The sequence below is a fragment of the Sphingomonas sp. DMC6 genome (assembly GCF_056314225.1).
Genome location: NZ_JBQUYT010000001.1, coordinates 206,895 through 229,999 on the forward strand (window position 1 = coordinate 206,895; position 23,105 = coordinate 229,999).

At 65.4% G+C, this 23,105-nt stretch carries 26 protein-coding genes; 12 read left to right on the forward strand and 14 right to left on the reverse strand.

What is annotated here, in order from left to right; all coding sequences use genetic code 11:
- Nucleotides 1-10: 10 nt before the first annotated feature.
- The gene (parC, locus tag ACT53M_RS00865; RefSeq protein ID WP_476230830.1) at nucleotides 11-2,251 is read left to right on the forward strand and encodes a DNA topoisomerase IV subunit A; all 2,241 of its coding nucleotides are present in this window, start codon (nucleotides 11-13) and stop codon (nucleotides 2,249-2,251) included.
- 156 nt (nucleotides 2,252-2,407) lie between these two features.
- Entirely contained in the window at nucleotides 2,408-4,063 is a 1,656-nt protein-coding gene (locus ACT53M_RS00870) for a putative bifunctional diguanylate cyclase/phosphodiesterase (protein WP_476230831.1), read from the forward strand.
- Here ACT53M_RS00870 and ACT53M_RS00875 read toward each other — a convergent pair.
- The 4 genes from ACT53M_RS00875 to ACT53M_RS00890 form a co-directional block, all read right to left on the reverse strand.
- Nucleotides 4,003-5,238 carry a CCA tRNA nucleotidyltransferase gene (locus ACT53M_RS00875; RefSeq protein WP_476230832.1) on the reverse strand — a complete coding sequence of 412 codons (1,236 nt, stop codon included), beginning with the start codon at nucleotides 5,236-5,238 and terminating at the stop codon, nucleotides 4,003-4,005. The two genes, ACT53M_RS00870 and ACT53M_RS00875, sit on opposite strands and share 61 nt — an antisense overlap.
- A complete protein-coding gene (locus ACT53M_RS00880; protein WP_476230833.1) occupies nucleotides 5,226-5,822 on the reverse strand; it encodes a CoA pyrophosphatase in 597 nt (198 codons plus the stop codon). Before ACT53M_RS00880 ends, ACT53M_RS00875 begins: the two co-directional genes overlap by 13 nt.
- Nucleotides 5,819-6,385 (reverse strand): DUF1285 domain-containing protein, encoded by a 567-nt coding sequence (locus ACT53M_RS00885; RefSeq protein ID WP_476230834.1) that lies wholly within the window; start codon nucleotides 6,383-6,385, stop codon nucleotides 5,819-5,821. Before ACT53M_RS00885 ends, ACT53M_RS00880 begins: the two co-directional genes overlap by 4 nt.
- A 65-nt stretch (nucleotides 6,386-6,450) precedes the next feature.
- Entirely contained in the window at nucleotides 6,451-6,972 is a 522-nt protein-coding gene (locus ACT53M_RS00890) for a GNAT family N-acetyltransferase (protein WP_476230835.1), read from the reverse strand.
- 176 nt (nucleotides 6,973-7,148) lie between these two features.
- On the opposite strand from ACT53M_RS00890, the gene ACT53M_RS00895 reads away from it, so the two are divergent.
- Nucleotides 7,149-7,520, forward strand: a complete 372-nt coding sequence (locus ACT53M_RS00895) for a dihydroneopterin aldolase (protein WP_476230836.1) — start codon at nucleotides 7,149-7,151, stop codon at nucleotides 7,518-7,520.
- 42 nt (nucleotides 7,521-7,562) lie between these two features.
- On the opposite strand, the gene ACT53M_RS00900 is transcribed toward ACT53M_RS00895, so the two are convergent.
- Nucleotides 7,563-8,387: a hypothetical protein gene (locus ACT53M_RS00900; protein ID WP_476230837.1), complete on the reverse strand. Its 825-nt coding sequence runs from the start codon at nucleotides 8,385-8,387 to the stop codon at nucleotides 7,563-7,565.
- A gap of 228 nt (nucleotides 8,388-8,615) precedes the next feature.
- Between ACT53M_RS00900 and ACT53M_RS00905 the strand changes: the two genes are divergently transcribed.
- The 5 genes from ACT53M_RS00905 to ACT53M_RS00925 all read left to right on the forward strand — a co-directional run bounded on the left by ACT53M_RS00905 (nucleotide 8,616) and on the right by ACT53M_RS00925 (nucleotide 11,706).
- Nucleotides 8,616-9,293 (forward strand): energy transducer TonB, encoded by a 678-nt coding sequence (locus ACT53M_RS00905; protein WP_476227941.1) that lies wholly within the window; start codon nucleotides 8,616-8,618, stop codon nucleotides 9,291-9,293.
- Nucleotides 9,294-9,356: 63 nt separating this feature from the next.
- Nucleotides 9,357-10,157, forward strand: a complete 801-nt coding sequence (locus tag ACT53M_RS00910; RefSeq protein WP_476227940.1) for a MotA/TolQ/ExbB proton channel family protein — start codon at nucleotides 9,357-9,359, stop codon at nucleotides 10,155-10,157.
- Between the two features lie 86 nt (nucleotides 10,158-10,243).
- Nucleotides 10,244-10,723, forward strand: coding sequence for an ExbD/TolR family protein (locus tag ACT53M_RS00915; RefSeq protein ID WP_476227939.1), 480 nt, complete (start codon nucleotides 10,244-10,246; stop codon nucleotides 10,721-10,723).
- A 26-nt stretch (nucleotides 10,724-10,749) separates the two neighbouring features.
- On the forward strand, nucleotides 10,750-11,175 hold the full coding sequence (locus tag ACT53M_RS00920) for an ExbD/TolR family protein (RefSeq protein WP_476227938.1): 426 nt from the start codon (nucleotides 10,750-10,752) through the stop codon (nucleotides 11,173-11,175).
- Between the two features lie 171 nt (nucleotides 11,176-11,346).
- Nucleotides 11,347-11,706, forward strand: a complete 360-nt coding sequence (locus tag ACT53M_RS00925) for a tetratricopeptide repeat protein (RefSeq protein ID WP_476227937.1) — start codon at nucleotides 11,347-11,349, stop codon at nucleotides 11,704-11,706.
- An 81-nt stretch (nucleotides 11,707-11,787) separates the two neighbouring features.
- Here ACT53M_RS00925 and truA read toward each other — a convergent pair whose 3' ends face one another.
- Together truA and fmt are read right to left on the reverse strand one after the other, a co-directional pair.
- The gene (gene truA, locus ACT53M_RS00930; protein WP_476230838.1) at nucleotides 11,788-12,531 is read right to left on the reverse strand and encodes a tRNA pseudouridine(38-40) synthase TruA; all 744 of its coding nucleotides are present in this window, start codon (nucleotides 12,529-12,531) and stop codon (nucleotides 11,788-11,790) included.
- A complete protein-coding gene (gene fmt, locus ACT53M_RS00935) occupies nucleotides 12,528-13,430 on the reverse strand; it encodes a methionyl-tRNA formyltransferase (RefSeq protein ID WP_476227935.1) in 903 nt (300 codons plus the stop codon). Before fmt ends, truA begins: the two co-directional genes overlap by 4 nt.
- 53 nt (nucleotides 13,431-13,483) lie before the next feature.
- On the opposite strand from fmt, the gene recR reads away from it, so the two are divergent.
- From recR to ACT53M_RS00955, 4 genes are all read left to right on the forward strand, one after another.
- Complete coding sequence (gene recR / locus ACT53M_RS00940; RefSeq protein WP_476230839.1) at nucleotides 13,484-14,080, forward strand: recombination mediator RecR; 597 nt, start codon at nucleotides 13,484-13,486, stop codon at nucleotides 14,078-14,080.
- A gap of 31 nt (nucleotides 14,081-14,111) precedes the next feature.
- Nucleotides 14,112-14,639, forward strand: coding sequence for a peptide deformylase (def, locus tag ACT53M_RS00945; protein WP_476230840.1), 528 nt, complete (start codon nucleotides 14,112-14,114; stop codon nucleotides 14,637-14,639).
- 249 nt (nucleotides 14,640-14,888) lie between these two features.
- Nucleotides 14,889-16,295: a DNA recombination protein RmuC gene (locus tag ACT53M_RS00950; RefSeq protein WP_476230841.1), complete on the forward strand. Its 1,407-nt coding sequence runs from the start codon at nucleotides 14,889-14,891 to the stop codon at nucleotides 16,293-16,295.
- Between the two features lie 55 nt (nucleotides 16,296-16,350).
- Nucleotides 16,351-17,733 carry a hypothetical protein gene (locus tag ACT53M_RS00955; protein ID WP_476230842.1) on the forward strand — a complete coding sequence of 461 codons (1,383 nt, stop codon included), beginning with the start codon at nucleotides 16,351-16,353 and terminating at the stop codon, nucleotides 17,731-17,733.
- 92 nt (nucleotides 17,734-17,825) lie between these two features.
- Here ACT53M_RS00955 and ACT53M_RS00960 read toward each other — a convergent pair whose 3' ends face one another.
- The 7 genes from ACT53M_RS00960 to ACT53M_RS00990 all read right to left on the reverse strand — a co-directional run bounded on the left by ACT53M_RS00960 (nucleotide 17,826) and on the right by ACT53M_RS00990 (nucleotide 23,046).
- Nucleotides 17,826-18,629, reverse strand: a complete 804-nt coding sequence (locus ACT53M_RS00960; protein WP_476230843.1) for a TrmH family RNA methyltransferase — start codon at nucleotides 18,627-18,629, stop codon at nucleotides 17,826-17,828.
- A 113-nt stretch (nucleotides 18,630-18,742) separates the two neighbouring features.
- Nucleotides 18,743-19,015, reverse strand: a complete 273-nt coding sequence (locus ACT53M_RS00965; RefSeq protein WP_476230844.1) for an HPr family phosphocarrier protein — start codon at nucleotides 19,013-19,015, stop codon at nucleotides 18,743-18,745.
- Entirely contained in the window at nucleotides 19,012-19,419 is a 408-nt protein-coding gene (locus ACT53M_RS00970) for a PTS sugar transporter subunit IIA (protein WP_476230845.1), read from the reverse strand. The genes ACT53M_RS00965 and ACT53M_RS00970 overlap by 4 nt, the downstream gene beginning before the upstream one ends.
- A 1-nt stretch (nucleotide 19,420) precedes the next feature.
- Complete coding sequence (gene rapZ / locus ACT53M_RS00975; RefSeq protein ID WP_476230846.1) at nucleotides 19,421-20,359, reverse strand: RNase adapter RapZ; 939 nt, start codon at nucleotides 20,357-20,359, stop codon at nucleotides 19,421-19,423.
- Nucleotides 20,356-20,796 carry an aldolase gene (locus ACT53M_RS00980; RefSeq protein WP_476230847.1) on the reverse strand — a complete coding sequence of 147 codons (441 nt, stop codon included), beginning with the start codon at nucleotides 20,794-20,796 and terminating at the stop codon, nucleotides 20,356-20,358. Before ACT53M_RS00980 ends, rapZ begins: the two co-directional genes overlap by 4 nt.
- Nucleotides 20,796-22,370, reverse strand: coding sequence for a sensor histidine kinase (locus ACT53M_RS00985; protein ID WP_476230848.1), 1,575 nt, complete (start codon nucleotides 22,368-22,370; stop codon nucleotides 20,796-20,798). Before ACT53M_RS00985 ends, ACT53M_RS00980 begins: the two co-directional genes overlap by 1 nt.
- Nucleotides 22,339-23,046: a response regulator gene (locus ACT53M_RS00990; RefSeq protein ID WP_476230849.1), complete on the reverse strand. Its 708-nt coding sequence runs from the start codon at nucleotides 23,044-23,046 to the stop codon at nucleotides 22,339-22,341. Before ACT53M_RS00990 ends, ACT53M_RS00985 begins: the two co-directional genes overlap by 32 nt.
- Nucleotides 23,047-23,105: the final 59 nt, after the last annotated feature.

The window sequence follows — 23,105 nt, forward strand, 5'->3', positions numbered from 1 at the left end:
CAGCGCGGCGATGACACTCGACACCGACGTTTCCGAACCCTCCGGCGCCTCCGACGTCCCCTTCGACAGCGCACTTTCCGAGCGCTACCTTGTCTATGCGCTGTCCACGATCACCGCGCGATCGCTGCCCGACGTGCGTGATGGGCTGAAGCCGGTGCACCGCCGGCTGCTATGGGCGATGCGGCTGCTGCGGCTCGATCCGGCGAGCGGCTACAAGAAGTGCGCCCGCGTCGTCGGCGACGTGATCGGTAGATACCACCCGCATGGCGACGCCTCGGTCTATGACGCGATGGTCCGCCTCGCCCAGACCTTTGCGCTGCGCTATCCGCTGGTCGACGGGCAGGGCAATTTCGGCAATATCGACGGCGATAACGCCGCTGCGTACCGGTATACCGAAGCCCGGCTGACTCAGGTCGCGATCGATCTGATGGACGGGCTCGACGAGAATGCCGTCGATTTCCGCCCCACCTATAACGGGGAAGACGAAGAGCCGGAGCTGTTTCCCGGCCTGTTCCCGAACCTGCTCGCCAATGGCGCGGCGGGCATCGCGGTGGGCATGGCGACCAGCATCCCGCCGCACAATGCCGCTGAGCTAATGCAGGCCGCGGTGGCGCTGATCGACAATCCGCAGGCCGATGTCCTCGAATATGTGAAGGGCCCGGACTTCCCGACCGGGGGCATCGCCGTCGACAGCGCCGCCGCCATCGCGGAGGCCTATGTGACCGGCCGCGGCAGCTTTCGGGTAAGGGCGAAGATCGAGAAGGTCACCGAAAAGGGTGGAGGCTGGCACCTCGTCGTCAGCGAGATTCCGTACGGCGTGCAGAAGGGCAAGCTGATCGAGGGCATCGCCGCGCTGGTCAACGACAAGAAGCTGCCGATTCTGGGGGACGTGCGCGACGAATCGGCCGAGGACATTCGCATCGTCCTCGAACCGCGCAGCCGCACCGTCGATGCCGATACGCTGATGGACAGCCTCTATCGCCTGTCCGATCTCGAAGTGCGGGTGCCGCTGAACCTCAACGTGCTCGACAAGAACCGCACGCCGCGGGTGATGAGCCTGGCCGAGGCGCTGTCGGCCTGGGTCGAGCACCAGTTCGTCGTGCTGCGCCGCAAGTCCGAGCACCGGCTGGGGAAGATCGCCGATCGGCTGGAGCTGCTGCGCGGCTATATCATCGCGTTCCTAAACCTCGACCGCGTGATCGAGATCATCCGCACCGAAGACGAGCCCAAGCCGGTGATGATGGCCGAGTTCGACCTGACCGACCGCCAGGCCGAGGCGATCCTCAACATGCGGCTGCGTAGCTTGCGCAAGCTTGAGGAAATGGAGCTGCGGCGCGAGCAGGAAGGGCTGGAAAAGGAACAGGCCGAGCTGGAGACGCTGCTTTCCTCCGACGCGCGCCAGCGCACCTGGATGAAGCGCGCGCTGGGCAAGATGATCACCCACTATGGGCAGGATACCCCACTGGGCGCACGCCGCACCGCGATCATCGAAGCGGCGCCGACGCGCGAAATTCCGCTGGAGGCGATGATCGAGCGCGAGCCGATCACCGTCATCCTATCGCAGCGCGGCTGGATCCGCGCGATGAAGGGCCATGTCGAGGACACCAGCGGCGAGGCGATGAAGTTCAAGGAAGGCGACGGCCCGTTCCTCGCCTTCCACGCCCAGACGACCGACAAGCTGCTGCTCGCCGCCGACAATGGCCGCTTCTATACGCTGGCGGCCGACAAATTGCCGGGCGGGCGCGGCTTTGGCGAGCCGGTACGGCTGCTGATCGACCTGGAGGCCGAGCGGCAGATCGTCGCGCTGCTCCCGGCCAGCGCCTCGGCCAAGCTGCTCGTCGCGGCGAGCGACGGGCGCGGTTTCGTCGTGGCCAGCCAGGATGTCCTCGCCGAAACGCGCAAGGGCAAGCAGGTGGTGACACCGCGCGCCGGCGCGCAACTGAAGCGCGTGCGCCCTGTTGCTGCCGAGCACGACATGGTCGCGGTCGTCGGCGACAACCGCAAGATGCTGGTATTCCCGCTTTCCGAGGTGGCGGAAATGGCCCGCGGCCAGGGCGTGCAGCTGCAACGCTATCGTGATGGGGGCCTGTCAGACGTCGTTACCTTTGCGCAGGCGGAGGGGCTGCGCTGGCGGATGGGCGGCGAGCAGGAACGCTATCGCTCCGAAACCGACCTTACGCTGTGGCGGGCCGCGCGCGGGGCCGCGGGGCGGATGCCGCCCACCGGTTTCCCCCGCGATAATCAGTTTTGACCTGATAGGTCTGACCGGTCAATTTTGAACGGTCGAGTCCGAAAAGCGCGTTGCTTCAGTCGGCTTTAACCAATTCGGGTTAGCACCCGGATCGTGATGCCGTTTCTGAGGCCCCGGCCGGTTCCCAGGCGCGTTGAGGAGTGCAGTTCCTCGACGATGCCGGATAATAGTCACGGCCCAAGGGCTTATGGCGCAGTGCTCGATCTGCTGCCGGTTCCTTGCGCGGTTGTTGCGCTCGAAGGGGATGGGCTGCATTTCGAGGCGCTCAATCGCGCTTTCCGTACCGCGGGGCTGGGGGTTACGCCCGCCGAATCGCCGCTGATCCGCTTGCTGGGCAACCGCATTCGCAAATTTCTCGGTTCGGACGAAACCCAGTGCGAAATCGCCTGGCAGTTCGGCGACGAAGTCGACAGCCGCCATTTCCGGGTGATGATTGCGCGCCGGGCGAGTTCGCGGGGGACCGGTCGTTGCCTCGTTACGCTGGTCGACCAGACATCCGAACTGCGGACCGAGCACAGCCTTCGCCGCGAAATGGCGACCGACAGTCTTACCGGACTGCCCAATCGTGCCGGCTTTTCCGATGAAATCGAAAGCCGTATCGGACCCGACGACGCCGACCGCTATGCCGTGCTGGTCGTGAATCTTGATCGGTTCAGCCGCGTCAACGCTTGCGCCGGCGGCCTGGCGGGCGACGAACTGCTGATTTCGGTGGCGCGCCGGCTGAAAGGGGCGCTGCGCAGTCGCGACGTGCTTGCCCGCATGGGGGGCGATGAATTCGGCGTGCTGATGATGCTCGACGACGGCCCGAACGATGCGCTGCATGTCGCCAAGCGGATACACGCTGCACTCGGCAATCCGTTCAGGCTATCGGACTTCGAGATTCGCGTAGATTGCTCGGTCGGCATTGCGCTGGGGGCTGATGCCGATGGGGATCCGGAAGACCTGATCCGTAACGCCCAGTTCGCGGTGAAACGGGCCAAGAAAAGCGGTCGCACCGAAATCTATCACACCCGTGCCTTCGATCTGGCGCGTGAACAGTTCGCGATCGAAACCGAATTGCGGCGCGCGATCGAAAATGGCGGGCTGACCTTGTGCTACCAGCCGATTTGCGATCTGGCGACGGGCCGGATCATGGCGTTCGAGGCGCTGGCACGCTGGACCAACGAGCATGGCGTGCGGGTGTCTCCCGATGAATTCATCCCGGTTGCCGAGGAATCGGGGCTGATCCTGCCGCTGGGCCGCTGGGCGATGGAAGAGGCGGCCCGCACGCTGGCCGGCTGGGATGCGCAGGCCGGCGGCGATTGCGGGGTTCGCGTGGCCGTGAACCTTTCGGCGATCCAGCTCCAGCGCGACCAGATTCCGGCGATGGTAAAGGCCGCGCTCGACGCCTATCGGCTGTCTGGCGATCGCTTCACGCTGGAACTGACAGAAAGCGCGATTGTCACCGATCCGGATCGCATCGCCCAGACGATGAAGGCGCTGAAGGATCTGGGTACCACGCTGGCGATGGACGATTTCGGCACCGGCTATTCCAACCTTGCCTATCTGCAGAAGCTGCCGATCGACATATTGAAAATCGACCGCAGCTTCGTGACCGGCATGCTCGCCGACCGCGACAAGATCGCCATCGTGCGGGCGATCCTCAGCCTTGCCCAGGCGCTGGGCATGCGCACCACGGCAGAGGGCATCGAAACCAACGAACTCGCGCAGACGCTTGCCGCGCTGGGCTGCACCTTCGGCCAGGGCTTTCTCTATTCGCGGCCGGTGCCGGCGGACGAGGCATTTTCGCTGATCGGCGTGCCCAGCATCTGAGCGACGATCGTGTCGGCGATGGCGCCGGCGCGGGCGGCATCGGGGAAGCTCTCGGCAATCCACTGATCCTCGACCGCGCGAAGTGCACGCGCCACGTCGGGTCCGCGCGCCAGCCCGCGTTCGACCAGCGCGCCGCCGCTGATCGGCAGCGTCGGAACCGTCCATGCGTCCAGTTCGCCCAGACGTGCAGGATCGGCATCGGACAGCAGCAGCCGGTCGACCGCCTCGGCCACGCCGATGCGATAGGCGAGCGCACGGATCGGCTCGCCCTGATAAGGCATCAGTGCCAGCACCAGCCGCTTGCGCTGCGCGTTGGAAAGCTTGAGCCGGGCGCCGATCGTTTCCCCCAGCGCCGTATCGCGTGGCAGCAGCGCGGCGAGCCGACGGATCGGGTCTGCCGCCGTGCCGGTCGCTGCCTCGCGTGCAGCGAGGCGGGCAAGCAGGTCGGCATCGGTGATCTCGGGCAGCACGGGCGTTAAAATGCCGCGTTCCAGCATCAGCGCGACCACCCGAACCGCATCACGCGCGACAAGCAGCTTCAGCAATTCGTCGCGAATCCGTTCGCGGCTGAGCGCCATCAGGTCGCGCGCACGCGCGGTGCAGGCGTCGAGCCCGGCGGGATCGGGCGCATCGCCGAACCGGGCGAGGAAGCGGAAGAAGCGCAGGATGCGCAGATGGTCCTCGGCAATGCGGCGGAGCGGGTCGCCGATGAACCGCACCCGGCGCGCCCCCAGATCGTCGAGGCCGCCGAAATAGTCGTAGAGCGTGCCCGACAAGGGATCGGCATAGAGCGCGTTCATCGTGAAATCGCGCCGCGCAGCGTCTTCGCGCCAGTCACCGGTGAAGGCGACGGTCGCGTGCCGCCCGTCGGTTGAAACGTCACGGCGCAGTGTCGTGACTTCGACCGGGCCGCTTTCCAGCACGGCAGTCACGGTGCCATGCTCGATACCGGTCGGCACCGCACGGATACCGGCGGCGCGGAGACGGGCGATCACGGCCCCGGGCGCGAGCCGGGTGGCCAGGTCGATATCGGCCACTGCCAGTCCCAGCAGCGTGTCGCGCACCGCGCCGCCGACGAATCGGGCGTCGCCCTCCTCCGCGCCCAGCACCTGAGTCAGCTGCGCCAGCCCGTCGCGGCGGCGCCATTCGGCATCGGGCAGGATCATGGCTGCCACTGCAGCCGTCGCGAAAGATTGACCAGCATCGCCGCCGTCGCGCCCCAGATTCTCCGGCCGTTCCACAATATCTCGTAATAACGCCGTTCGCGATCCTGGTAGAAGGTCGTGCGTTCGGCATGGTTGGCGGCGTCGAGCAGAAAGGCAAGCGGCGCCTCGAACACCTCGGCGACTTCGGCTTCGGAGGGGACGAGCGACAGGTCGGGCGGCACGACGCCGATTACCGGCGTCACCTGATAGCCGGTGACGGTGCGATAATGCTCGACAGTGCCGATCACCTCCACGGTACGCCGCGGCAGGGCGATCTCCTCCTCCGCTTCGCGCAGGGCGGCGGCGACAGGGCCGCTGTCCTCAGGATCGATGCGGCCGCCGGGAAAGGCGATCTGCCCGGCGTGGCGGCGCAGATTGGGGTTGCGCTGGGTGAGGATCACGCCCGGTTCGGTGCGGTCGGTAACGGCGACCAGCACGGCGGCCGGCCGGGTTTCCGCGTCGGGATCGAAGTCATAATGATCGCCCGGCAACAGGATCGGTGCCACCGCATGTTCCGTCGCCAGCGCCGTCCGCAGCCGTTCGGCCAGGGTCATGCATCCGGCTCCAGCGGAAAAAAGGCGCCGTTGCTCCAAACGCCAGGCGGAGAAGAGCCGTTCGACAGCGCGATATGGGCGAGCTCGTAATAGGCGGCGCGCGTCACCAGCGCCTCCAGCCCGCCGCGGACGTGCAGATAGGGATGCGGCCCGTCCTCGCGCGATTCGAAGCGCAGCGCATGGTCCTGCCCGGCGACCACCAGCTCTTCGGTATTCAGCCGGAAGGCGAGCCGCGCCTGGGCGCCTTCGCCCTCCACCTTCAACTCTACTGCCACGAACGGCGCGTCCTCGACGGCGATGTCGAGCTTCTCCACCGGCGTGACGAGAACATGGCTACCATCCGCCTCGCGCCGCAAAATGGTGGAGAACAGCCGCACCATGGCCGCCCGGTTGATCGGCGCGCCCTGGTGGTACCAGGTGCCGTCGCGAGCGATTCGCATCTCGCTGTCGCCGCAATGCGCCGGGTTCCAGCTTTCGACCGGCGGCAGGCGATTCGCCTCGGCAAGCCGGGCAATCTCGGCGAGCGAGAGGCTGGCGAAATCGGGCGGGGGCGTCATCGGCATGGCGAACCCCTTAGACCGGAACCGCAGCCTTTGTCGAAGCCGGCGATTTCCCTAGGCCGCGCCGGTCACGCCGCCTGGCGCAGCCGTGGCCCGATCATGCCGCTCCCGTCCGGCACCGCCCCGCCGCGCGCGAGCAGCCGGCGCGGCTCGAACGGTCCTGGCAGGCGCCAGCCACCGGTCCGCTCGGCCGTGAAGCCGAAGAAGCGGCCATAATATTCCGGATCGCCGATCAGCATTGCGGCATCGGCGCCGGGATCGGCCGAGCCGGGCAGGGCGGCGAGCAGGCGTTCCATCAGCGCGCGGCCGATTCCGCCTTGCTGCAGGCGGGGTTCCACCGCCACCGGACCTACCATCACCATGGGCACGGCGCTTCCGCGGTCGCAGACGAGCTCGACGGGCCAGGCCTGGATGATCCCCTGCAGGCGCTTGGCTTCGTCCAACCGGGCAAAGCTCAGCCCGGCGATTGGTGCAGTACCGCTGCGCACGCGATAGGCGGTTCGCTGGTGCCGGTCGACGCCGAACGCGCGATCGAGCAATGCCTCGACCGCGAGCGGATCCACCGAAAAGAGCGGCACCATCTTGTCCACGCCTGGGCCTTTCACCCTGTGTCCCCGGCACCAGTTGCAAGGGGCGGGGCGCTGTACCGTCCCGGCGGCGCGGTGCAAGTGCAAATTGCGGCGGGTGCGGTGCGCGGCATGCACCGGGCTTTCGCCCGCCGCCGCATCTGCTATGGCGCGCGCCAGTTTTTCGAAAGGCCCGTTGATTGCACGATCTATTGCAGCTCCAGGTTCATGACCTGGAAGTGGAAGTCCTGACCGGCGTCTATTCCGAGGAGACGCACCTGCCGCAGCCGCTGCGCATTTCGGTGACGGCGGACCTCGATCTGCCCGAGCGATTCGCGCCGGACACGCCGCTCAGCGCTTCCAAAAGCTATATCGACCTGAAGCACGCCGCCACCGATGCGCTGCCCAAGGACGTGCATTTCACGCTGATCGAGGCTGTGGCCGATCACATTTGCGAGACGCTGTTCGTTTCCGATTCGCGCGTGCGCCGCGTTGAGGTGCAGATCGTCAAACTGGCGATTGCAGAGCGCGGCGAATCGATCGGAATCCGGCTGGTGCGGCACCGCCGCTGACGGACGGGCAGGGGGCTCCGGCCCCGCCCGCCCTGATCTGCATCAGTTGCAGGGCCCCAGGTCGCGCAGCACCAGCGCATAGTCCTCGCGCGCGGCGGCGGCATTTGCCGGCTCTTCGGAGGCTACTGCATCGTCGGGCAGGGTGCGCGGCAGCCCGCAGGCAAGGCGATACCAGAGCAGCGTGTCATGCGCCGGCGCCCCGGCGGCATTGTCGACGATGTCGCCCAGCGACACCGCCCAGCGGGTCTGTTCACCCGGTCGCCGCAGGATTTGCAGCGAGATTGGCGCACCCGTCGCCGTCTTCAGGAACACCTGGGTCTCGCCTTCGCCCGGCAATGTGCCGGGAACGTGGAAGGCATTGCCCACACCGGTCACTGCTGGCGGCGCATCGGCCGCGAGGAGGTCGCGGACGATCGTGCGCACGCGCTCGTCGAGCGGGGCCGACCAGGCGAACTGACGGTCGAGCCCGGTGAGCTGCACCTGCCCGGCCTGCCCCGCGACGTCGCGCGCGAAAAGTAGCACGCGCTGCTTCTTCAGCTTGGGTACCTTGCCGCGAGAATCGAGCGGCACTTCTGCCAGGTAGCTGATCTGCGCGGGCAGCGGATGCGCGCCGCGAATCAGTGCCAGAACATCCGCCTGAATGTAGAGGCGCGCCCGTCCCGGGGCCAGTCCGGCAGCATCGCTGTCCTTGATTCTGATCACATCGGCAATGCGCGCGTCGATCACGAACGGGGCACTCGCGACAGCCGTGGCGACCGTGACATAGGTTGGTAAGACAGCCGGGGATTCCTGGCGGTTTTGCGGGATTTGCGCGGCCGCCGGCAGGGCCGCCACGCAACAAAAGACCATGGGGAGGAGGCGCTTCATGGCGCCGCCGTTAGCCGATTGCGCTGTGGTTATACAGAAATAATTCTGCCATGGTCCGCTTGTAGGGCCAATTCGTCCGACAAAGAGTTTGCGTCGTTCGGATGCCCACGATACAGACTCGGCGCTCTCGCCGAAGAGGACGCATCTGCGATTCACGGCGGGCGGACTTGTGCGCGGCAGCCAGCCGTCCAGGGTCGCATGCAGGATTAGAGGGAGTGACGTTGCCGAATGGCTTACGCTGACCGTAATGTAAGTGGCAGCCGCGTCGTCGCGATCGTTATGGTCGCGATCATCGTCGCTGGCATGGGTTATGCCTTCGTCACAGGTCTGGCATACCAATACATCAAGAAAAAGGCGGAAGAGCTGAAGACCTTCGAGGTCGAAGAGCCGCCGCCCCCGCCGGAAGAGATTCCGCCGCCGCCGCCGCCGCCGGATACGCCGGTGCCGCCGCCCCCGACCCAGGTCGTGGTGCCGCCGGCCATCGTGCAGACGGTGTCGCCTGCGCCGCCGATCCCGACCACGCCGGTTATTCCGCCCGCGCCGCCGATTTCGCCGCCGGCACCGCCTGCTCCTCCTGCTCCGCCGGCGCCTGCCGCTCCGGTGATCAGCAAGGCTGCGGCTGCCAAGGGCAATCCGTCGTCGTGGGTTACGCCGGATGACTATCCGCCGTCGGCGCAGCGCGCTGGCGAGCAGGGCAGCGTGGGTATCGCGTTCCAGATCACTGCCGATGGCCGTATCGCCGATTGCTCGGTGACCAAGTCGTCCGGTTCGCGTGCGCTGGATGAAGCGACCTGCCGTCTGGTTACCCGCCGTGGGCGTTATTCCCCGGCACTCGACCAGGCCGGACACCCGACCCCGGGTGGCCGCAAGGCGCTCACCTTCACCTGGCGTCTCCAGGATCAATAAGGCCAACCTGGTTGGCCTCGGGTCAGCCGTGACAGATATTCTTGCAAGGGAAAGAATCGACCAATGCTCACGACCATTCTCGCTGCCGGCGCTACCGCAGCCAAGGGCGACAATCCGTACGGCCTCATTCCGGCGCTGAAGGAAGGTGGCCTTATTTCGCAGACGGTTTTCAGCATTCTGGTGCTGATGCTGTTCGTGTCGCTCTACATCTTCTTCACCAAGATCTTCGAGCAGCAGAAGATCATCAACCAGGCGAAGCGCGTCCGCGCAAGCTTCTGGAGCAGCACCAGCCTGCGTGAAGGCGCTGCGAAGCTCGAGAAGAACTCGGCCTATCGCCAGATCGTCGATGACGGCCTGGAAGCCCAGGATCACCACAAGCTGCTGACCGATCCGGTCGAAGCGCATGACTGGCTGCACGGCTCGCTGGCGCGTTCGGAAGCGTCGATCAACTCGGCGCTGAACGGCGGCCTGGCCTTCCTCGCGACCGTCGGTGCTACTGCGCCGTTCATCGGTCTGTTCGGTACGGTTATCGGTATCTACCGCGCGCTCATCAAGATCGGTGCGCAGGGTCAGGCTTCGATCGACGCCGTCGCCGGCCCGGTCGGTGAAGCGCTGATCATGACCGCGCTGGGGCTCGTCGTGGCCGTTCCGGCCGTGCTCGCCTACAACTTCCTGCAGCGCCGCAACAAGGCGATCGCGGAAGGCCTCAACGCCTTCTCGAACGACGTGCTCGGCTACCTGGCTTCGGAAGGCAAGGTGAAGCCCGCTGCCGCTGCGGTGAAGAAGGCTCCGGCCGCTGCCGCTGCCAAGCCGGCGACCACCACCGCCGGTCAGGCGGGCGGTGTCCAGACTCCGCGCTCGTAACGACTGAGGCGCGGGGCTGCCGGGATCGCGCAGCCCCGCCGCCGGTCCTCCCGGCCCGGCGAACAAGAAGGATAGGATAGCGCCCAATGGCGATTAGCACAGGCAGCGGTGGCGACGACACCCCGATGTCGGACATCAACACCACGCCCCTCGTGGACGTGATGCTGGTGCTCCTGATCATCTTCCTCATCGCCGTTCCCGTTGTGATCCAGACGGTCAACCTCACGCTTCCCAAGGTGCAGTTCGAGCCGACGGTCACCAAGCCCGAGAACGTTTCGCTCTCGGTCAAGTCGGGTCCGGATGGCTGCGAGGTCTATTGGGGCATGACGCGCGTCAACCATGGCGAACTGCTCGACAAGGCAGTTGCGAAGCTGAAGGCGGAGATCGAGCGCCAGGGCGGTCCGAATGCTGCCGGCCTCGAACTTCCCGAAGTGCACATCCGTGGCGACATCAACACGCCCTACAAGTGCATCGGCGGCACCATCTACACGATGCAGATGGCAGGGTTCGTGAAGGTCGGCTTCATCTCGGAACCGGAACCCGGTTCGACGACGACCCGGCTGTGACCGGCACCGTTTAGGGAGTTACTGAAATGGCAATGAGCGGTGGCCGCGACGACGGCGAACCGATGATGGAGATGAACACGACGCCGCTTATCGACGTCATGCTCGTGCTCCTCATCATGTTCATCATCACCATCCCGGTCCAAACCCACGCGGTGAAGGTCGACCTGCCCCAGCCGAACAACACGCCGCAGAACGTGGTCGAGCCGGACAAGAACAAGGTATACATCGACCCGCAGGGTAATGTGTACTGGAACAGCATGCCGATCGACGATGTGACGCTGCGCCAGTATCTGGACGCATCGCTGACCAAGTCGCCGGAGCCGGAGCTGCACTTCCAGCCCGATCCGCAGGCCCGCTACGACGTGGTCGACCGCGTGCTTGCGATCATCAAGCGCGCGAACGTGACCAAGCTCGGCTTCATCGGCAACGAGCAGTATCGCAACGATTTCTGATCGCGCTTCGGCCGTCGGAACGTGAAGCAAAGGGCGGTCCCGAAAGGGGCCGCCCTTTTTTTCGCATATGCAGATTTCCGGGGTTGCGAGCCTGCAACCAAAGTGTCACAAAATAGTCATTCCAGTGACATGAAAATGCAAGGCTGGTGTAACACGATCTAGGAGATTGCGATGCGTATCGAACTTGTGGTCGCGGCCGCTGCGCCGCTGATGCTGATGGCTACCCCGGCTGCTGCACAGGATGGGCCGATGGCGGCGAGGCAGATCCTCACCGGCGCCTTCCCGCAGGCCGAAAAGACCCTCGTCTCGGAAATGCAGGTGAACCCCGGCCGTCCCGAAGTGAAGCTTAACCTTGCCGCTGTCTATTATGCCACCGGCCGTCGCGACGAGGCGCGTGCCCTCTATCGTCAGGTGCTGGCGCAGCCCGACGAACAGATGCAGGTTTCGACCAACCATTGGCGCGGGTCGCACGAAATCGCCCAGACGGGCCTCCGTTATCTCGATTCTGCCCAGCGCACTGCTTCGCGCTAAACCATAGACCCCAGAGGGCGGCTGGCGACGTATTCGCGAACCAGCCGCACCGGGCAGACACTCCCCTTCATGTCGAGCCCACTACGCCGGATAATCTGCCCGTAGAAAGAACAGTCCGTCGGGTGGCGCATTGAGGCCCAGCTTGGTCCGGTCCTGCGCAGCCAGCGCGTCCCGTACATCCTCCACTGACCATCTTCCCTGACCGACCAGCGCGAGGCATCCGACCATCGACCGTACCTGATGGTGCAGGAACGACCGGGCAGAAGCGAACACGCTGATCCGCTCGCCTTCCGCTACCACGTCTAGCCGATCAAGCGTTCGCACCGGGCTTTCCGCCTGGCAATGCGCCGAGCGAAACGTGGTGAAGTCATGCCGTCCGACGAGATGCCCCGCCGCCGCCTGCATCGTCGCCACGTCGAGCGGGCCGACCACGCGCCAGGCTAGCCCTTTTTCCCAGGTGAGTGGCGCCCGCCGCGTTACGATACGATATTCATAGTGCCGGCCAAGGCACGAGAATCGCGCGTGCCAGTCATCCGCGACTTCCTCACACGACAGGACCGCCACCGGATCGGGCCGCAGGCGCGCGTTGAGCGCTTCCATCAGCCGGAACGGCGCGATCGGCTTGGCGATATCGAGATGCGCCCGCATGCCGAGGCCATGCACCCCCGCGTCGGTGCGGCCGGCGGCATGGACGACCACATCCTCGCCGGTCACAGCATAGGCTGCGTCCTCGATCGCCTGCTGCACGCTGGGGCCGTGATCCTGCCGCTGCCAGCCCATGAACGGGCGGCCGTCAAACTCCACGGTCAGGGCAAAGCGCGTCAAAGCTGTGTTCCCGCTGGAATCGGGAAACCGCGCAGCAGCTCGCCGACAGCCATCGCCCCGCGTCCGGCGCGCTGGATGAGCGTCGGGCGAATCGCGCCTTCGCTGCAATGGATCAGCAGTTCTTCCCCCACCGTGCCCGCTGGTCCGGTGGCGTCCACCAGATCGGCGGCATGGACCCGGAACCGCTCGCCACCCAACTCGAAAAAGGCGCCCGGCGCCGGGTTGAGCGCGCGCACCGCCCGCTCGACCTCGATCGCGCTGCGGGTGAAGTCCAGCCGCGCCTCCGCCTTGTCGATCTTCGCGGCATAGGTGATGCCCTCGTCCGGCTGCGGTACCGCCGGATGCGCATCGAAATCGGCGAGCACCTGCACCATCAGCCGCGCGCCCAGCTCGCTGAGTTCGGCCCGCAATTCGCCGGCGGTCTTGCGATCGATCGGCGTGCGCCCCTCCAGTCGCACCGGGCCGGTATCCAGCCCGGCCTCCATCTCCATGATCCCCACGCCCGTTTCCGCGTCGCCGGCCAGAATCGCCCGCTCGATCGGCGCCGCGCCCCGCCAGCGCGGCAGCAGCGAACCATGGACGTTCAGGCAGCCGAGACGTGGCGCATCCAGCACCGCGCGCGGCAGGATCAGGCCATAGGCGGCGACCACCGCGACATCGGCCTCCAGCGCCGCGAAATCGGCCTGCTCCTCAGCGCCCTTCAGGCTGAGCGGCGTGCGCACTGCGATCCCCAGTGTCTCGGCACGAGCATGGACCGGCGAGGGCGTCAGCGCCTTGCCGCGCCGCCCGCCGGGGCGCGGCGGCTGGCTATAGGCGGCGACGATCTCGTGCCCGGCGGCGACCAGCGCGTCGAGCACCGGCACGGCGAAATCGGGTGTTCCCATGAAGACGATGCGCATATGTCCCCTCAACCGCTTGGCAGGGCCGGGCGCAAGCCCCTATGTCTGCATTCATGGCGTCTCCCGAAATCGAAGCGCTCACCCAGGCCTTGTCGCGGCTGCCCGGATTCGGCCCGCGATCGGCCCGCCGCGCCGTGCTGCACCTGCTGAAGAAGCGGGAGACGGCGCTCGACCCGCTGCTTTCTGCCCTGTCGGCGGTCAGCCAGCGGCTCACGACGTGCCGTACCTGCGGCAATGTCGATACCAGCGACCCCTGCGCGATCTGCGCCGATCCGCGCCGCGACGATCGTTCGCTGTGCGTGGTGGAGGAAGTGGCCGACCTCTGGGCGCTCGACCGCGCGCGGCTGTTCCCAGGCCGCTACCATGTGCTGGGCGGGCGGCTGTCGGCGCTGGACGGCGTACGGCCGGAGGATCTGCGGATCGACGCACTCGTCCGCCGGGTGGGGCAGGGCGGCATCGACGAGGTGGTGCTGGCGATGAACGCCACACTGGAGGGGCAGACGACCGCCCATTATGTCTCCGAACGGCTGGAGGCGTTCCCGGTGCGCGTGACGCAGCTTGCCCACGGCCTGCCGGTGGGGGGCGAGCTCGACTATCTCGACGAGGGCACGCTCGCCCAGGCGCTCCGCGCGCGGCGTCCGGTTGCTTGACGCTGCGGGGCCGCTCTCCTAAATTTGGGGGATGGCCATCCTCCCCATCGTCGAAGTACCCGATCCGCGTCTGCGCCTTGTCTCTGAACCTGTGGAGACGGTGGACGATGATCTGCGTGCGCTGATCGGCGATATGTTCGACACGATGTACGACGCTCCGGGCATCGGCCTGGCGGCGATCCAGGTCGGCGTGGCGAAGCGTGTGATCGTGATGGACTTGCAGGAGGAAGAGGACGAGGAGGGCAAGCCGATCCGGCATCCGCGCGTCTTCATCAATCCCGAAATCCTGGAGCCGTCGGAGGATCAGTCGGTCTATACCGAAGGCTGCCTGTCGGTGCCCGACCAGTACGCCGACGTCGAACGCCCCGCGCGCTGCCGGGTGAAGTGGCTCGATGAGAATGGGGCGGCGCATGACGAGGTCTTCGAAGGGCTGCTCGCGACCTGCATCCAGCATGAGATGGATCACCTGCAGGGCATCGTGTTCCTCGACCACCTCTCGCGCCTCAAGCGCGACATGCTGCTGAAGAAGCTGAACAAGGCCCGCCGCAGCGCCGCCTGAGGGCGGCCAATCCTCTTTAACTGCCGTCATCCCGGCGAAGGCCGGGATCCATTCGCCACGCCGCCGGGGCTTGGGGCGTGACGGAGGCCCCAATGGATTCCGGCTTTCGTCGGAATGACGACGGTTGGGGTCGGGCGCCTCACACTTATCCACCGAAGCCTTTCCATTCGCGCCCAACCGATCCCCGCCGCCCTTGCGACAGCCTTGCCCGACGGGTAAGTTCGCGTCCTGTTCCCCCGGAGGCGTACTTTGAACCCGTTGCTGATCGTTTTCGTGATCGTTGCCCTTGTCGCCGGCGTGGTGCTCGGCTGGCTGCTCGGTGCCCGTGGCACGGCAGAGGCGCGGGCGGAGAGCGCGCGGCGAGAGGCGGATTTCAAGGCCGCGATCACCGATCTCGCCATGGCCGAGGAGCGCGCCCACCAGATCCCCGAACTGCGCGAGGAAGTGGCGCTGCTCCGCGACGAGCGCGACGCCGCCCGCATCGAGCTGGCCGAGCTCAAGGCCAAGGCCGGCGCGTTCGAGGAGCGGCTGGCCGAGTTCATCAACGCGCGGGAGACGATGTCCGGCCAGTTCCGCGAAACCGCCGCCAAGATGCTCGACGAAACCCAGCGCGCCTTTCTCGAACGTGCCGAGGCGCGCTTCCACCAGGCGGGCGAAAAGAATGAGGAGCGGCTGCGCACGCTGCTCCAGCCGATCGACACCACGCTCAAGCGCTATGAGGAGGGGCTGCAGCGGGTCGAGAAGGATCGCAGCGACAGTTATGGCCAGCTCCGCGAGGCGATCAGCGCCGTCCATGCCAGCCTGGGCGAGACGCGCGCGGAAACCTCCAAGCTGGTCAATGCCCTGCGCGCCGCGCCCAAGACGCGCGGCCGCTGGGGCGAGCAGCAGTTCCGCAACCTGATCGAGATCGCGGGGCTGTCCGGCCATGTCGATTTCGCGTCCGAAGTCTCGGTCACCACCGAGGACGGCATGCTGCGGCCGGACTTCATCATCCGCCTGCCGGGCGACCAGCAGCTGATCGTCGACGTGAAGTGCGTGCTCGACGGCTATTTGCAGGCGGCCGAGTCGACCAGCGCCGAGGAGCGCACCGCGGCGCTCAAGGCCCATGCCAAGGCGATGAGCACCCATGCCGACGCGCTGTCGCGCAAGGCCTATTGGGCGCAGTTCGAAAAGGCGCCCGATTTCGTGATCATGTACATCCCCGGCGACAATTTCCTGTCCAGTGCGCTGGAAGTGGACATGGAGCTGTGGGAGCGCGCGGCGCGCAACCGGGTGATCATCGCCGGCCCCTCGGCCTTCCTGCCGCTTGCCCGCACCGTCGCGTCGATGTGGCGCCAGCAAAAGCTGACCGAGGACGCCCGCGAAGTCGGCAAGCTGGGCAAGGAATTGTACGAACGGCTGGCGACGGCGGCGAGCCACCTCAAGCGCGTCGGCGGCGGGCTGAACAGCGCGGTGGAGAATTACAACAAGTTCGTCGCGAGCTTCGAAGGCCGGGTGATGGTCTCCGCGCGACGCTTCCAGGCGCTCAATGTGGATATCGGCAACAGCACGCTGGACGCGATCGATACGGTCGACGTGATCGCGCGGGCGCCGACGGCGGAATTGCCGGCGCCGGGCGAGGGCGGCGAGGTGGAGGAAGCGGCTGCGGCGGAGTGAGGGGATAGTCTGTCAAGGCTGATGGTCGCGCCGTTGCGAGAGGGGAAATGATCAGGTGGCTAATGAGGATGCAATTGCAGCGTATGAGGGGGCAATCGCAGCTTATGTCGAAGACTTAACCGGCTCGCTTACTTACATCGCTCGCAGAGTTGGAGCGAGCTCATATATCATAAAAGCTCGCCTCATGCTCCATGGCGAGGGCACGTTGCCGGAACCTCGCCTATTCGTATCTGATGAGATCATCGCAGAAACTTTTCTTCTTTCTGAACTTGGCCTGACGGCAATGGAAGTCGTAGGTCAGGCGCTTGAAGGGTTAATTTTAACTCCTCAAGGTTCATTTACTCTACCCGTCACCACAATGGGTGGTCGAACAGCGGTGTTCCTCCCTATGCACCCGGAGGCTATGGCTCAGCAAAGACGGATTGGTGTTCTTCAAGTTCGGGGTAGCGATCAACTCGGGCATTGGATGAACCAAATTTTAGATTGGAACCTTCGCTCCGCTCCTTGTCCCTATGACAGCCTCAACGAACTTAGCATGGATTTTGGGCTCGGTGGAATTATCGAGAGCGCTGCTATTTTTGAAGCCGTCGCACCATGCGTGGTGGAAGTCGATTTAGGGAGGCAAGTGGTCGATAGTAAAGTTGCGTTGGGACTGATTGCATTTCGGGGACTTGACCGCAGCAAGTTATCTATTGGCTATAGAATATTTGATAAAGGTGTGGTAGTTGCGAGAGGCAGTGTGTCTGGTTCTGATCTGGCATGGATGGTGCGGGATCGAGATTCTATAGGACACACTGAAATAGAAGTTCCGCCAGCCGCGCTTGTAAATTGTTATGGTCGATACGATTCAGTGACGTACCATAGTGGTTGGCTTGGCGATCCTGCGTTGGTTCAAAATCCCAGGCGAGCCACATATGAGCGCTTCGATCCCAGTTTAAAAAAATTGCAAGAAAACCTAACTGCAAAAGAAAAGCGACTTTCTAGGGAATTGGAATCTGCGATAGCAGCGCTGTTGTGGATGCTAGGATTTAATTCGTGTCACTTAGGAAAAAACCTGCAAGATGGCCCCGATGTTCTTGGTGTTACCCCAGAAGGGCACGTAGTTGTTGTTGAATGCACGATTGGTGGATTGAAAACTGAAAGTAAGATGGCAAGGTTGTTACAAAGAACGGCAGCCGTCCGTGATCAACTAGTCAAAACTAGTCACCAGCATCTTAGGGTGCTGCCGGTCATGGTTACAACGCTTCCTGCAAAGGAGATTGCGGCCGAGCTTGGAGAGGCGAAGGCCAATGGTGTATATGTCTTATGTGGTGAAGACATAAGTGATGCAGTCCTGAGAACCCTTTTTTCGCCCCGGGCTGATCAGTTTTTCGTCGAGGCAGAACAAAAGCTTGCGTCATCTTTGGAAGCGTTAGGTGTAGACCGAACCCTTCAGTAAAGGGCGTGGGTGCTTAGCAGTCCGCCAACCTTCTGCCGCAGGCAGTGGGAAGGGTGAGGGGGAGTCGGGCGAAACGACGTCACCCCATTCCCTCACCCCCGCCGTATCTGGTTCCGCACCTCATAGGCCATCACCGCCGTTGCCACTGCCGCATTGAGGCTGTCCGCCTTGCCGAGCATGGGGATCTTTACCAGCAGATCGCAGGCGGCTTCCATATGCGGCGGCATGCCCTGCGCCTCGTTGCCGGTGAGCAGGAAGGTCGGCGCGGCGTAGCGCGGGGCCTGATAGTCGTGATCCGTATCGAGGCTGAGGCCGACGAGCTGGCTGGGGCCGGCGCGCAGCCAGGGCTCGAATTCCTCCCAGCGGGCGCGGGCGACCGGCACGGTGAACAGGGCGCCCATGCTCGCGCGAACCGCCTCGACCGAGAAGGGATCGACGCAGTCGTCGATCAGGATCAGCCCGCCGGCGCCCACCGCGTCGCCGGTGCGCAGGATGGTGCCGAGATTGCCGGGATCGCGCAGCCGCTCGGCGACCAGCCAGATCGGCGCAGTGCTGCGGTCGATCGCGGCGAGGTCCAGCGCGAACTCCGGATAGACGCCGACCACCGCGCCCGGATTGTCCTTGCCGGAGAGCTTCGAGAGGATGTCGGCATTGGTCTCGATCGCTTCGCCGCCCCGGGCCTCGGTGGCGGTGACGAGCGCGGTGACCAGCGGGTGGTGGGCGCTTTCGGCGGTGTAGAACAGGTATTCGGGGATCCGGCCGGCCTCGCGGGCTTCCGTCAGGATGCGCAGGCCCTCGGCGAGGAACAGCCCCTCTTCGCGGCGGTGGCGCTTGTCGCGGAGATTCCGCATGCGCTTGATGAGGGGGTTGGAAAAGGCAGTGATTTCGCGTGGCATCCCGGCGCTATAGGGCGGGACGGGGGCGGGGGCTAGCTGGGCGCGGAACCCTCGCCGCGCGCGTTCCCCTCCCGCAAGCGGGAGGGAAGCGTATGTGGGAAGAGCTTTCCCCGTTATTCCTCGTTGAACCGCGCTTCCACCAGTTCCACCACCGCCTGCACGGCGGCTTCGGCGCCTTCGCCTTCGGCGCTGATCGTGATCGTGTCGCCCTTGGCCGCGCCCAGCATCATCAGGTCGAGGATCGAGGTGCCGAGCGCGGTGTTGCCGTCCTTTTCCACCGTCACTTCGACGGGGTGGGCGCTCGCGAGGGTGACCAGCGCCATGCTGGCACGGGCGTGGAGGCCCCGGCGGTTTTCGATGAGGACAGTGCGGCTGATTCGGCTCATGCGTTCGGCGGCCCCAGCATTTCGGAAGCGACGGTAACGTATTTGCGGCCCGCGTCGCGTGCAGCCAGCACCGCGTCCGTGACCGACATGGTCTTGCGGGCGCTGCCCAGGCGGATCAGCATCGGCAGGCTGATGCCGGCAATCACTTCGACCTTGCCCGCCTTCATCAGCGAGATGGCAAGGTTCGACGGGGTGCCACCGAACAGGTCGCTCAGGATGATGACGCCTTCACCCGAATCGACGCGGGTGATCGCCGCATCGATGTCTGCACGGCGCCCCTCCATATCATCTTCGGGGCCGATGCAGATCGCTGCGATCTGTTCCTGTTTCCCCACTACATGTTCCATCGCGACGACGAACTCCTCGGCGAGTCGCCCATGCGTCACGAGCACCAGCCCGATCATTCTATTCTCCGCCCCTAGCCATGGACACCGGCGCCCCCTCCAGGGAGTCCTGTGGCGCGGTCTGTAAGTCTCGATGCGTCACCGTGGGCGAAAATCCTTCTTCGCGCAACCGGCGCGCCATCCGTTCGGCGACGTGCACCGAGCGATGCCGCCCGCCGGTACACCCAAAGGCCACAGTGACATAGGATTTTCCCTCGGCCTGATAGCGCGGCAGCAGCAGGAGCAGCAGCGCCTCGATCTGCACCATCGCCGGGTCATAGGCGGGGTCGGCAGCGATATAGGCCGAAACGTCCGCGTCGAGCCCCGTGCCGGGACGCAGGCCTGCGTCCCAGTGCGGATTGCGCAGGAAGCGCATGTCGAGCACCAGATCGGCATCGCGCGGCAGGCCACGGGAAAAGCCAAAGGACGTGATGGTCAGCGTCGTCTTGCCCGTGCCTTGCTGGCCGAACGTGGCGCGGATGGTGTGGGCGAGCTGGTTGGCAGTGATGTCGGTCGTATCGATCAACCGATTCGACCAGCGTCGCAGCGGGCTTAGCAGCTCGCGTTCATGGGCGATGCCGTCGGCGGCCGGCCGGTCCTGCGCCAGTGGATGGCGGCGGCGCGTTTCCGAATAGCGGCGGTCCAGCTCCGCGCCCGAGCATTCGAGGAACAGCGTGCCGACATCATGGCCGTGTTCCTCGCGCAGCTTCTTGATGCGGCGGACGATGCTTTCGGCGTCGAAGCCGCGAGTCTGCGCGCCGATGCCGATCGCCAGCGGACGCTCGTCATCGGGCTCGGCCCCTTCGCTGGGCGAGGTATCAAGCAGGCGGTTGAGCAGCAGCAGCGGCAGGTTGTCGACGACTTCCCAGCCAAGATCCTCCAAGGTGCGCAGCACGGTCGACTTGCCCGCACCGGACATGCCGGTGACGAGCAGAATCTGCTTGGGGCGACGGCGGCTCATCGGGCGAAATGCTGGAGCGCCAGCCGCGCCTTGGCCGCAGCGGCGATGTCGTTGGCGCGCAGGCCTAGCAGCGGCAGCTCGGCGCCGGCGATCCGGCGCACGGGCAGCAGCGTGGCGAGTTGCGGCTCCGGATCGAGCAGCGTCACGCACAGCCGCACCACAACGCGGTTCTGATGCGACACGGTGATACGGCCCAGACCGGGCAGCTCGATACTCCCGCCGGTGCCCGCGGGTGCGCTGGCGAAAAGCGCGTCGCCCTGGCGCTGGCAGATGCAATGCTCCGCCGCCACCAGCGCGCCGCCGCGATCGATCAGGTTCAGCGCCAGATCGACACGGTCGGCCGCGCGGCCCTCGATCAGCACCGCGGCGCCGTCGAACGCAACGCAGGTTGCGCCCAGTGTCTCCGAAGAGACATCCGGTACCCGGAATTCCGCCATCAGCCGTACACTGCCATCGGCAGTCGCACTACGAATCGAGCCCCGCTCAATCGATCCTCCCGCGCTTCCACATGGATGCTTCCCTGATGGCCTTCGACGATGGTGCGGGCAATGGCAAGGCCCAGACCCGAATGCTGCCCGAATGCCTCGGTTTGCGGCCGTACCGAATGGAAGCGGCGGAAGATCGCCTCGCGCGCTTCCTCCGGCACCCCGGGACCTTCGTCCTCCACCCGCACTTCCAGCGTGCCGCCGACCGGCTCGGCCGAAAGCGCAACGAGCCCTCCAGGCGGGGAGAAGGACAGGGCGTTCTCGATGAGGTTTTCGAACACCCGTTCCAGCCGGGCCGGTTCGCCGAGCACCTGCATCGGTTCGGCGCCTGTCTGGTCGAACCGCAGGCGGATGTCGCCCGGCAGCCCGCGCGTCTCCCGTTGCTCGACCAGGGCGCGAAGCATGCCGGCAAGATCGAACGGCTCGAAGGTGGCGCGGCTGAGCTGGGCGTCGAGGCGCGATGCTTCCGAAATGTCGGTTATCAGCCGGTCGAGCCGGTGGACATCGTCGCGCGCAACATCGAGCAGCCGGGCGCGCAGATCCGGGTCTTTGACGTTGGAAAGCCCTTCGACAGCAGACCGCAACGAGGCAAGGGGGTTCTTCAGCTCGTGCGTCACATCTGCGGCAAAGGCCTCGGTCGCGTCGATCCGGGCGCGAAGGGCCTGGCTCATGTCGGAGAGGGCACGGGCGAGCATGCCGATCTCGTCTCGCCGGTCGGGTAGGCGGGGGACGACCACTTCGCGCGCACGGCCGAGCCGCACCCGGATCGCCGCACGCGCCAGCCGCCGCAGCGGGCGAACGATGGTGCGGGCGAGGAACAGCGAAAGCAGCACCGACACCAGCGAGACGATCGCCAGCACCACGCCCAGCCGATAGCGTTCCAGCCGTACCGTCTGGGTAATATCCCGCGCGTTGAACGTCGCCATCACCACGCCCAGCCCGGTGATGGGGGCGGCTGCGGTAATCACCGGCGTGCGATCGGGTGCGCGCCATACGGTCGCGGCAGCCGCATGTGTGTCGCGCGCGGTACGTACATCGGGCCAGTCGAAGCCCTTGTCGCGATTATGTTCGCGGTAGAGCGGCGCACGGTCGGCGCCCGCCACCTTGTCGATCACCGCATCGAGGAAGCGCGCGGCCGTCTGCCCCCAGGGGTCTTTGTCAGGATCGCGCAGCACGACGTTGCGCAGCCCGAGTTCGCGGCTGTCGGCAATCATCTTGCCGTCTTCGTCGTACAGGCGGATGCGCGTGCCCATGTCGCGCGCCAGGCTGAGCACCAGCAGGTCGCGGCGCTTGTCGGTGGCGGAGGCAAGCGCCTGTGCGATCAGCCGTACTTCGCGGCTGGTCTGCTCCACGCGGCTATCGACGATGCGACTGCGATAGCTGTCCAGATAGAAGAAGCCGCCGCACAGCAACGCCAGCGCGAAGATGTTGACCGCCAGAATGCGCGGCGTGAGGCTGACCCGGCCCGACCATTGCAGCGCCAGGTCGCGCTCGTCATTCGTCCGAAAAACGGTAGCCCGCGCCATAGAGCGTCTCGATAGCATCAAATTCCGGATCGACCTGCCGGAATTTGCGGCGGACGCGCTTGATGTGGCTGTCGATGGTGCGGTCATCGACATAGATGTCGTCCTGATAGGCCGCGTCCATAAGCTGGTTGCGCGTCTTGACGATGCCGGGGCGCTGGGCAAGCGTCTCGAGGATCAGGAATTCGGTGACCGTCAGCGTGACATTCGCGCCGTCCCAGGTGACCTTGTGGCGAGCAGGGTCCATCGTCAGCCGCCCGCGCACCAGCACTTCGGCCGGCTCTGCGGGTTCGCCCTCGCTGGTGGGCTGCATCGGTTCGGTCCGGCGCAGAATCGCGCGGATACGGGCGATCAGCAGGCGCTGTGAAAAGGGTTTGGCGATATAGTCGTCCGCACCCATCGCCAGGCCCAGCGCTTCGTCCAGCTCGTCGTCCTTGCTGGTGAGGAAGATCACCGGGATCATGCTCTTTTCGCGCAAGCGGCGGAGCAGTTCTAGGCCGTCCATCTTCGGCATCTTAATGTCGAGCACCGCCAGATCGGGCGGATTGTCGATCAGCGCCTTCAGCGCGCTTTCGCCGTCCGAATAGACCCGTGTCAGGAACCCCTCGGTCTGCAGCGCGATCGAGACGGAGGTGAGGATGTTGCGGTCGTCGTCGACCAGCGCGATCGTAGCGGTCATCGGGTGACGCGAACCTGGCTCTGGATCATCGCTGCAAGCGTTAGACGAAAGTTCGTGGC

Bases quoted from the DNA above. Each gene is read 5' to 3' on its own strand.
- parC (WP_476230830.1), top strand. From the start codon at position 11: ATGACACTCGACACCGACGTTTCCGAACCCTCCGGCGCCTCCGACGTC.
- ACT53M_RS00870 (WP_476230831.1), top strand. From the start codon at position 2,408: ATGCCGGATAATAGTCACGGCCCAAGGGCTTATGGCGCAGTGCTCGAT.
- ACT53M_RS00880 (WP_476230833.1), bottom strand. From the start codon at position 5,822: ATGACCCTGGCCGAACGGCTGCGGACGGCGCTGGCGACGGAACATGCG.
- ACT53M_RS00885 (WP_476230834.1), bottom strand. From the start codon at position 6,385: ATGCCGATGACGCCCCCGCCCGATTTCGCCAGCCTCTCGCTCGCCGAG.
- ACT53M_RS00900 (WP_476230837.1), bottom strand. From the start codon at position 8,387: ATGAAGCGCCTCCTCCCCATGGTCTTTTGTTGCGTGGCGGCCCTGCCG.
- ACT53M_RS00905 (WP_476227941.1), top strand. From the start codon at position 8,616: ATGGCTTACGCTGACCGTAATGTAAGTGGCAGCCGCGTCGTCGCGATC.
- ACT53M_RS00910 (WP_476227940.1), top strand. From the start codon at position 9,357: ATGCTCACGACCATTCTCGCTGCCGGCGCTACCGCAGCCAAGGGCGAC.
- ACT53M_RS00915 (WP_476227939.1), top strand. From the start codon at position 10,244: ATGGCGATTAGCACAGGCAGCGGTGGCGACGACACCCCGATGTCGGAC.
- ACT53M_RS00920 (WP_476227938.1), top strand. From the start codon at position 10,750: ATGGCAATGAGCGGTGGCCGCGACGACGGCGAACCGATGATGGAGATG.
- ACT53M_RS00925 (WP_476227937.1), top strand. From the start codon at position 11,347: ATGCGTATCGAACTTGTGGTCGCGGCCGCTGCGCCGCTGATGCTGATG.
- fmt (WP_476227935.1), bottom strand. From the start codon at position 13,430: ATGCGCATCGTCTTCATGGGAACACCCGATTTCGCCGTGCCGGTGCTC.
- recR (WP_476230839.1), top strand. From the start codon at position 13,484: ATGGCGTCTCCCGAAATCGAAGCGCTCACCCAGGCCTTGTCGCGGCTG.
- def (WP_476230840.1), top strand. From the start codon at position 14,112: ATGGCCATCCTCCCCATCGTCGAAGTACCCGATCCGCGTCTGCGCCTT.
- ACT53M_RS00960 (WP_476230843.1), bottom strand. From the start codon at position 18,629: ATGCCACGCGAAATCACTGCCTTTTCCAACCCCCTCATCAAGCGCATG.
- ACT53M_RS00965 (WP_476230844.1), bottom strand. From the start codon at position 19,015: ATGAGCCGAATCAGCCGCACTGTCCTCATCGAAAACCGCCGGGGCCTC.
- ACT53M_RS00970 (WP_476230845.1), bottom strand. From the start codon at position 19,419: ATGATCGGGCTGGTGCTCGTGACGCATGGGCGACTCGCCGAGGAGTTC.
- rapZ (WP_476230846.1), bottom strand. From the start codon at position 20,359: ATGAGCCGCCGTCGCCCCAAGCAGATTCTGCTCGTCACCGGCATGTCC.
- ACT53M_RS00980 (WP_476230847.1), bottom strand. From the start codon at position 20,796: ATGGCGGAATTCCGGGTACCGGATGTCTCTTCGGAGACACTGGGCGCA.
- ACT53M_RS00985 (WP_476230848.1), bottom strand. From the start codon at position 22,370: ATGGCGCGGGCTACCGTTTTTCGGACGAATGACGAGCGCGACCTGGCG.
- ACT53M_RS00990 (WP_476230849.1), bottom strand. From the start codon at position 23,046: ATGACCGCTACGATCGCGCTGGTCGACGACGACCGCAACATCCTCACC.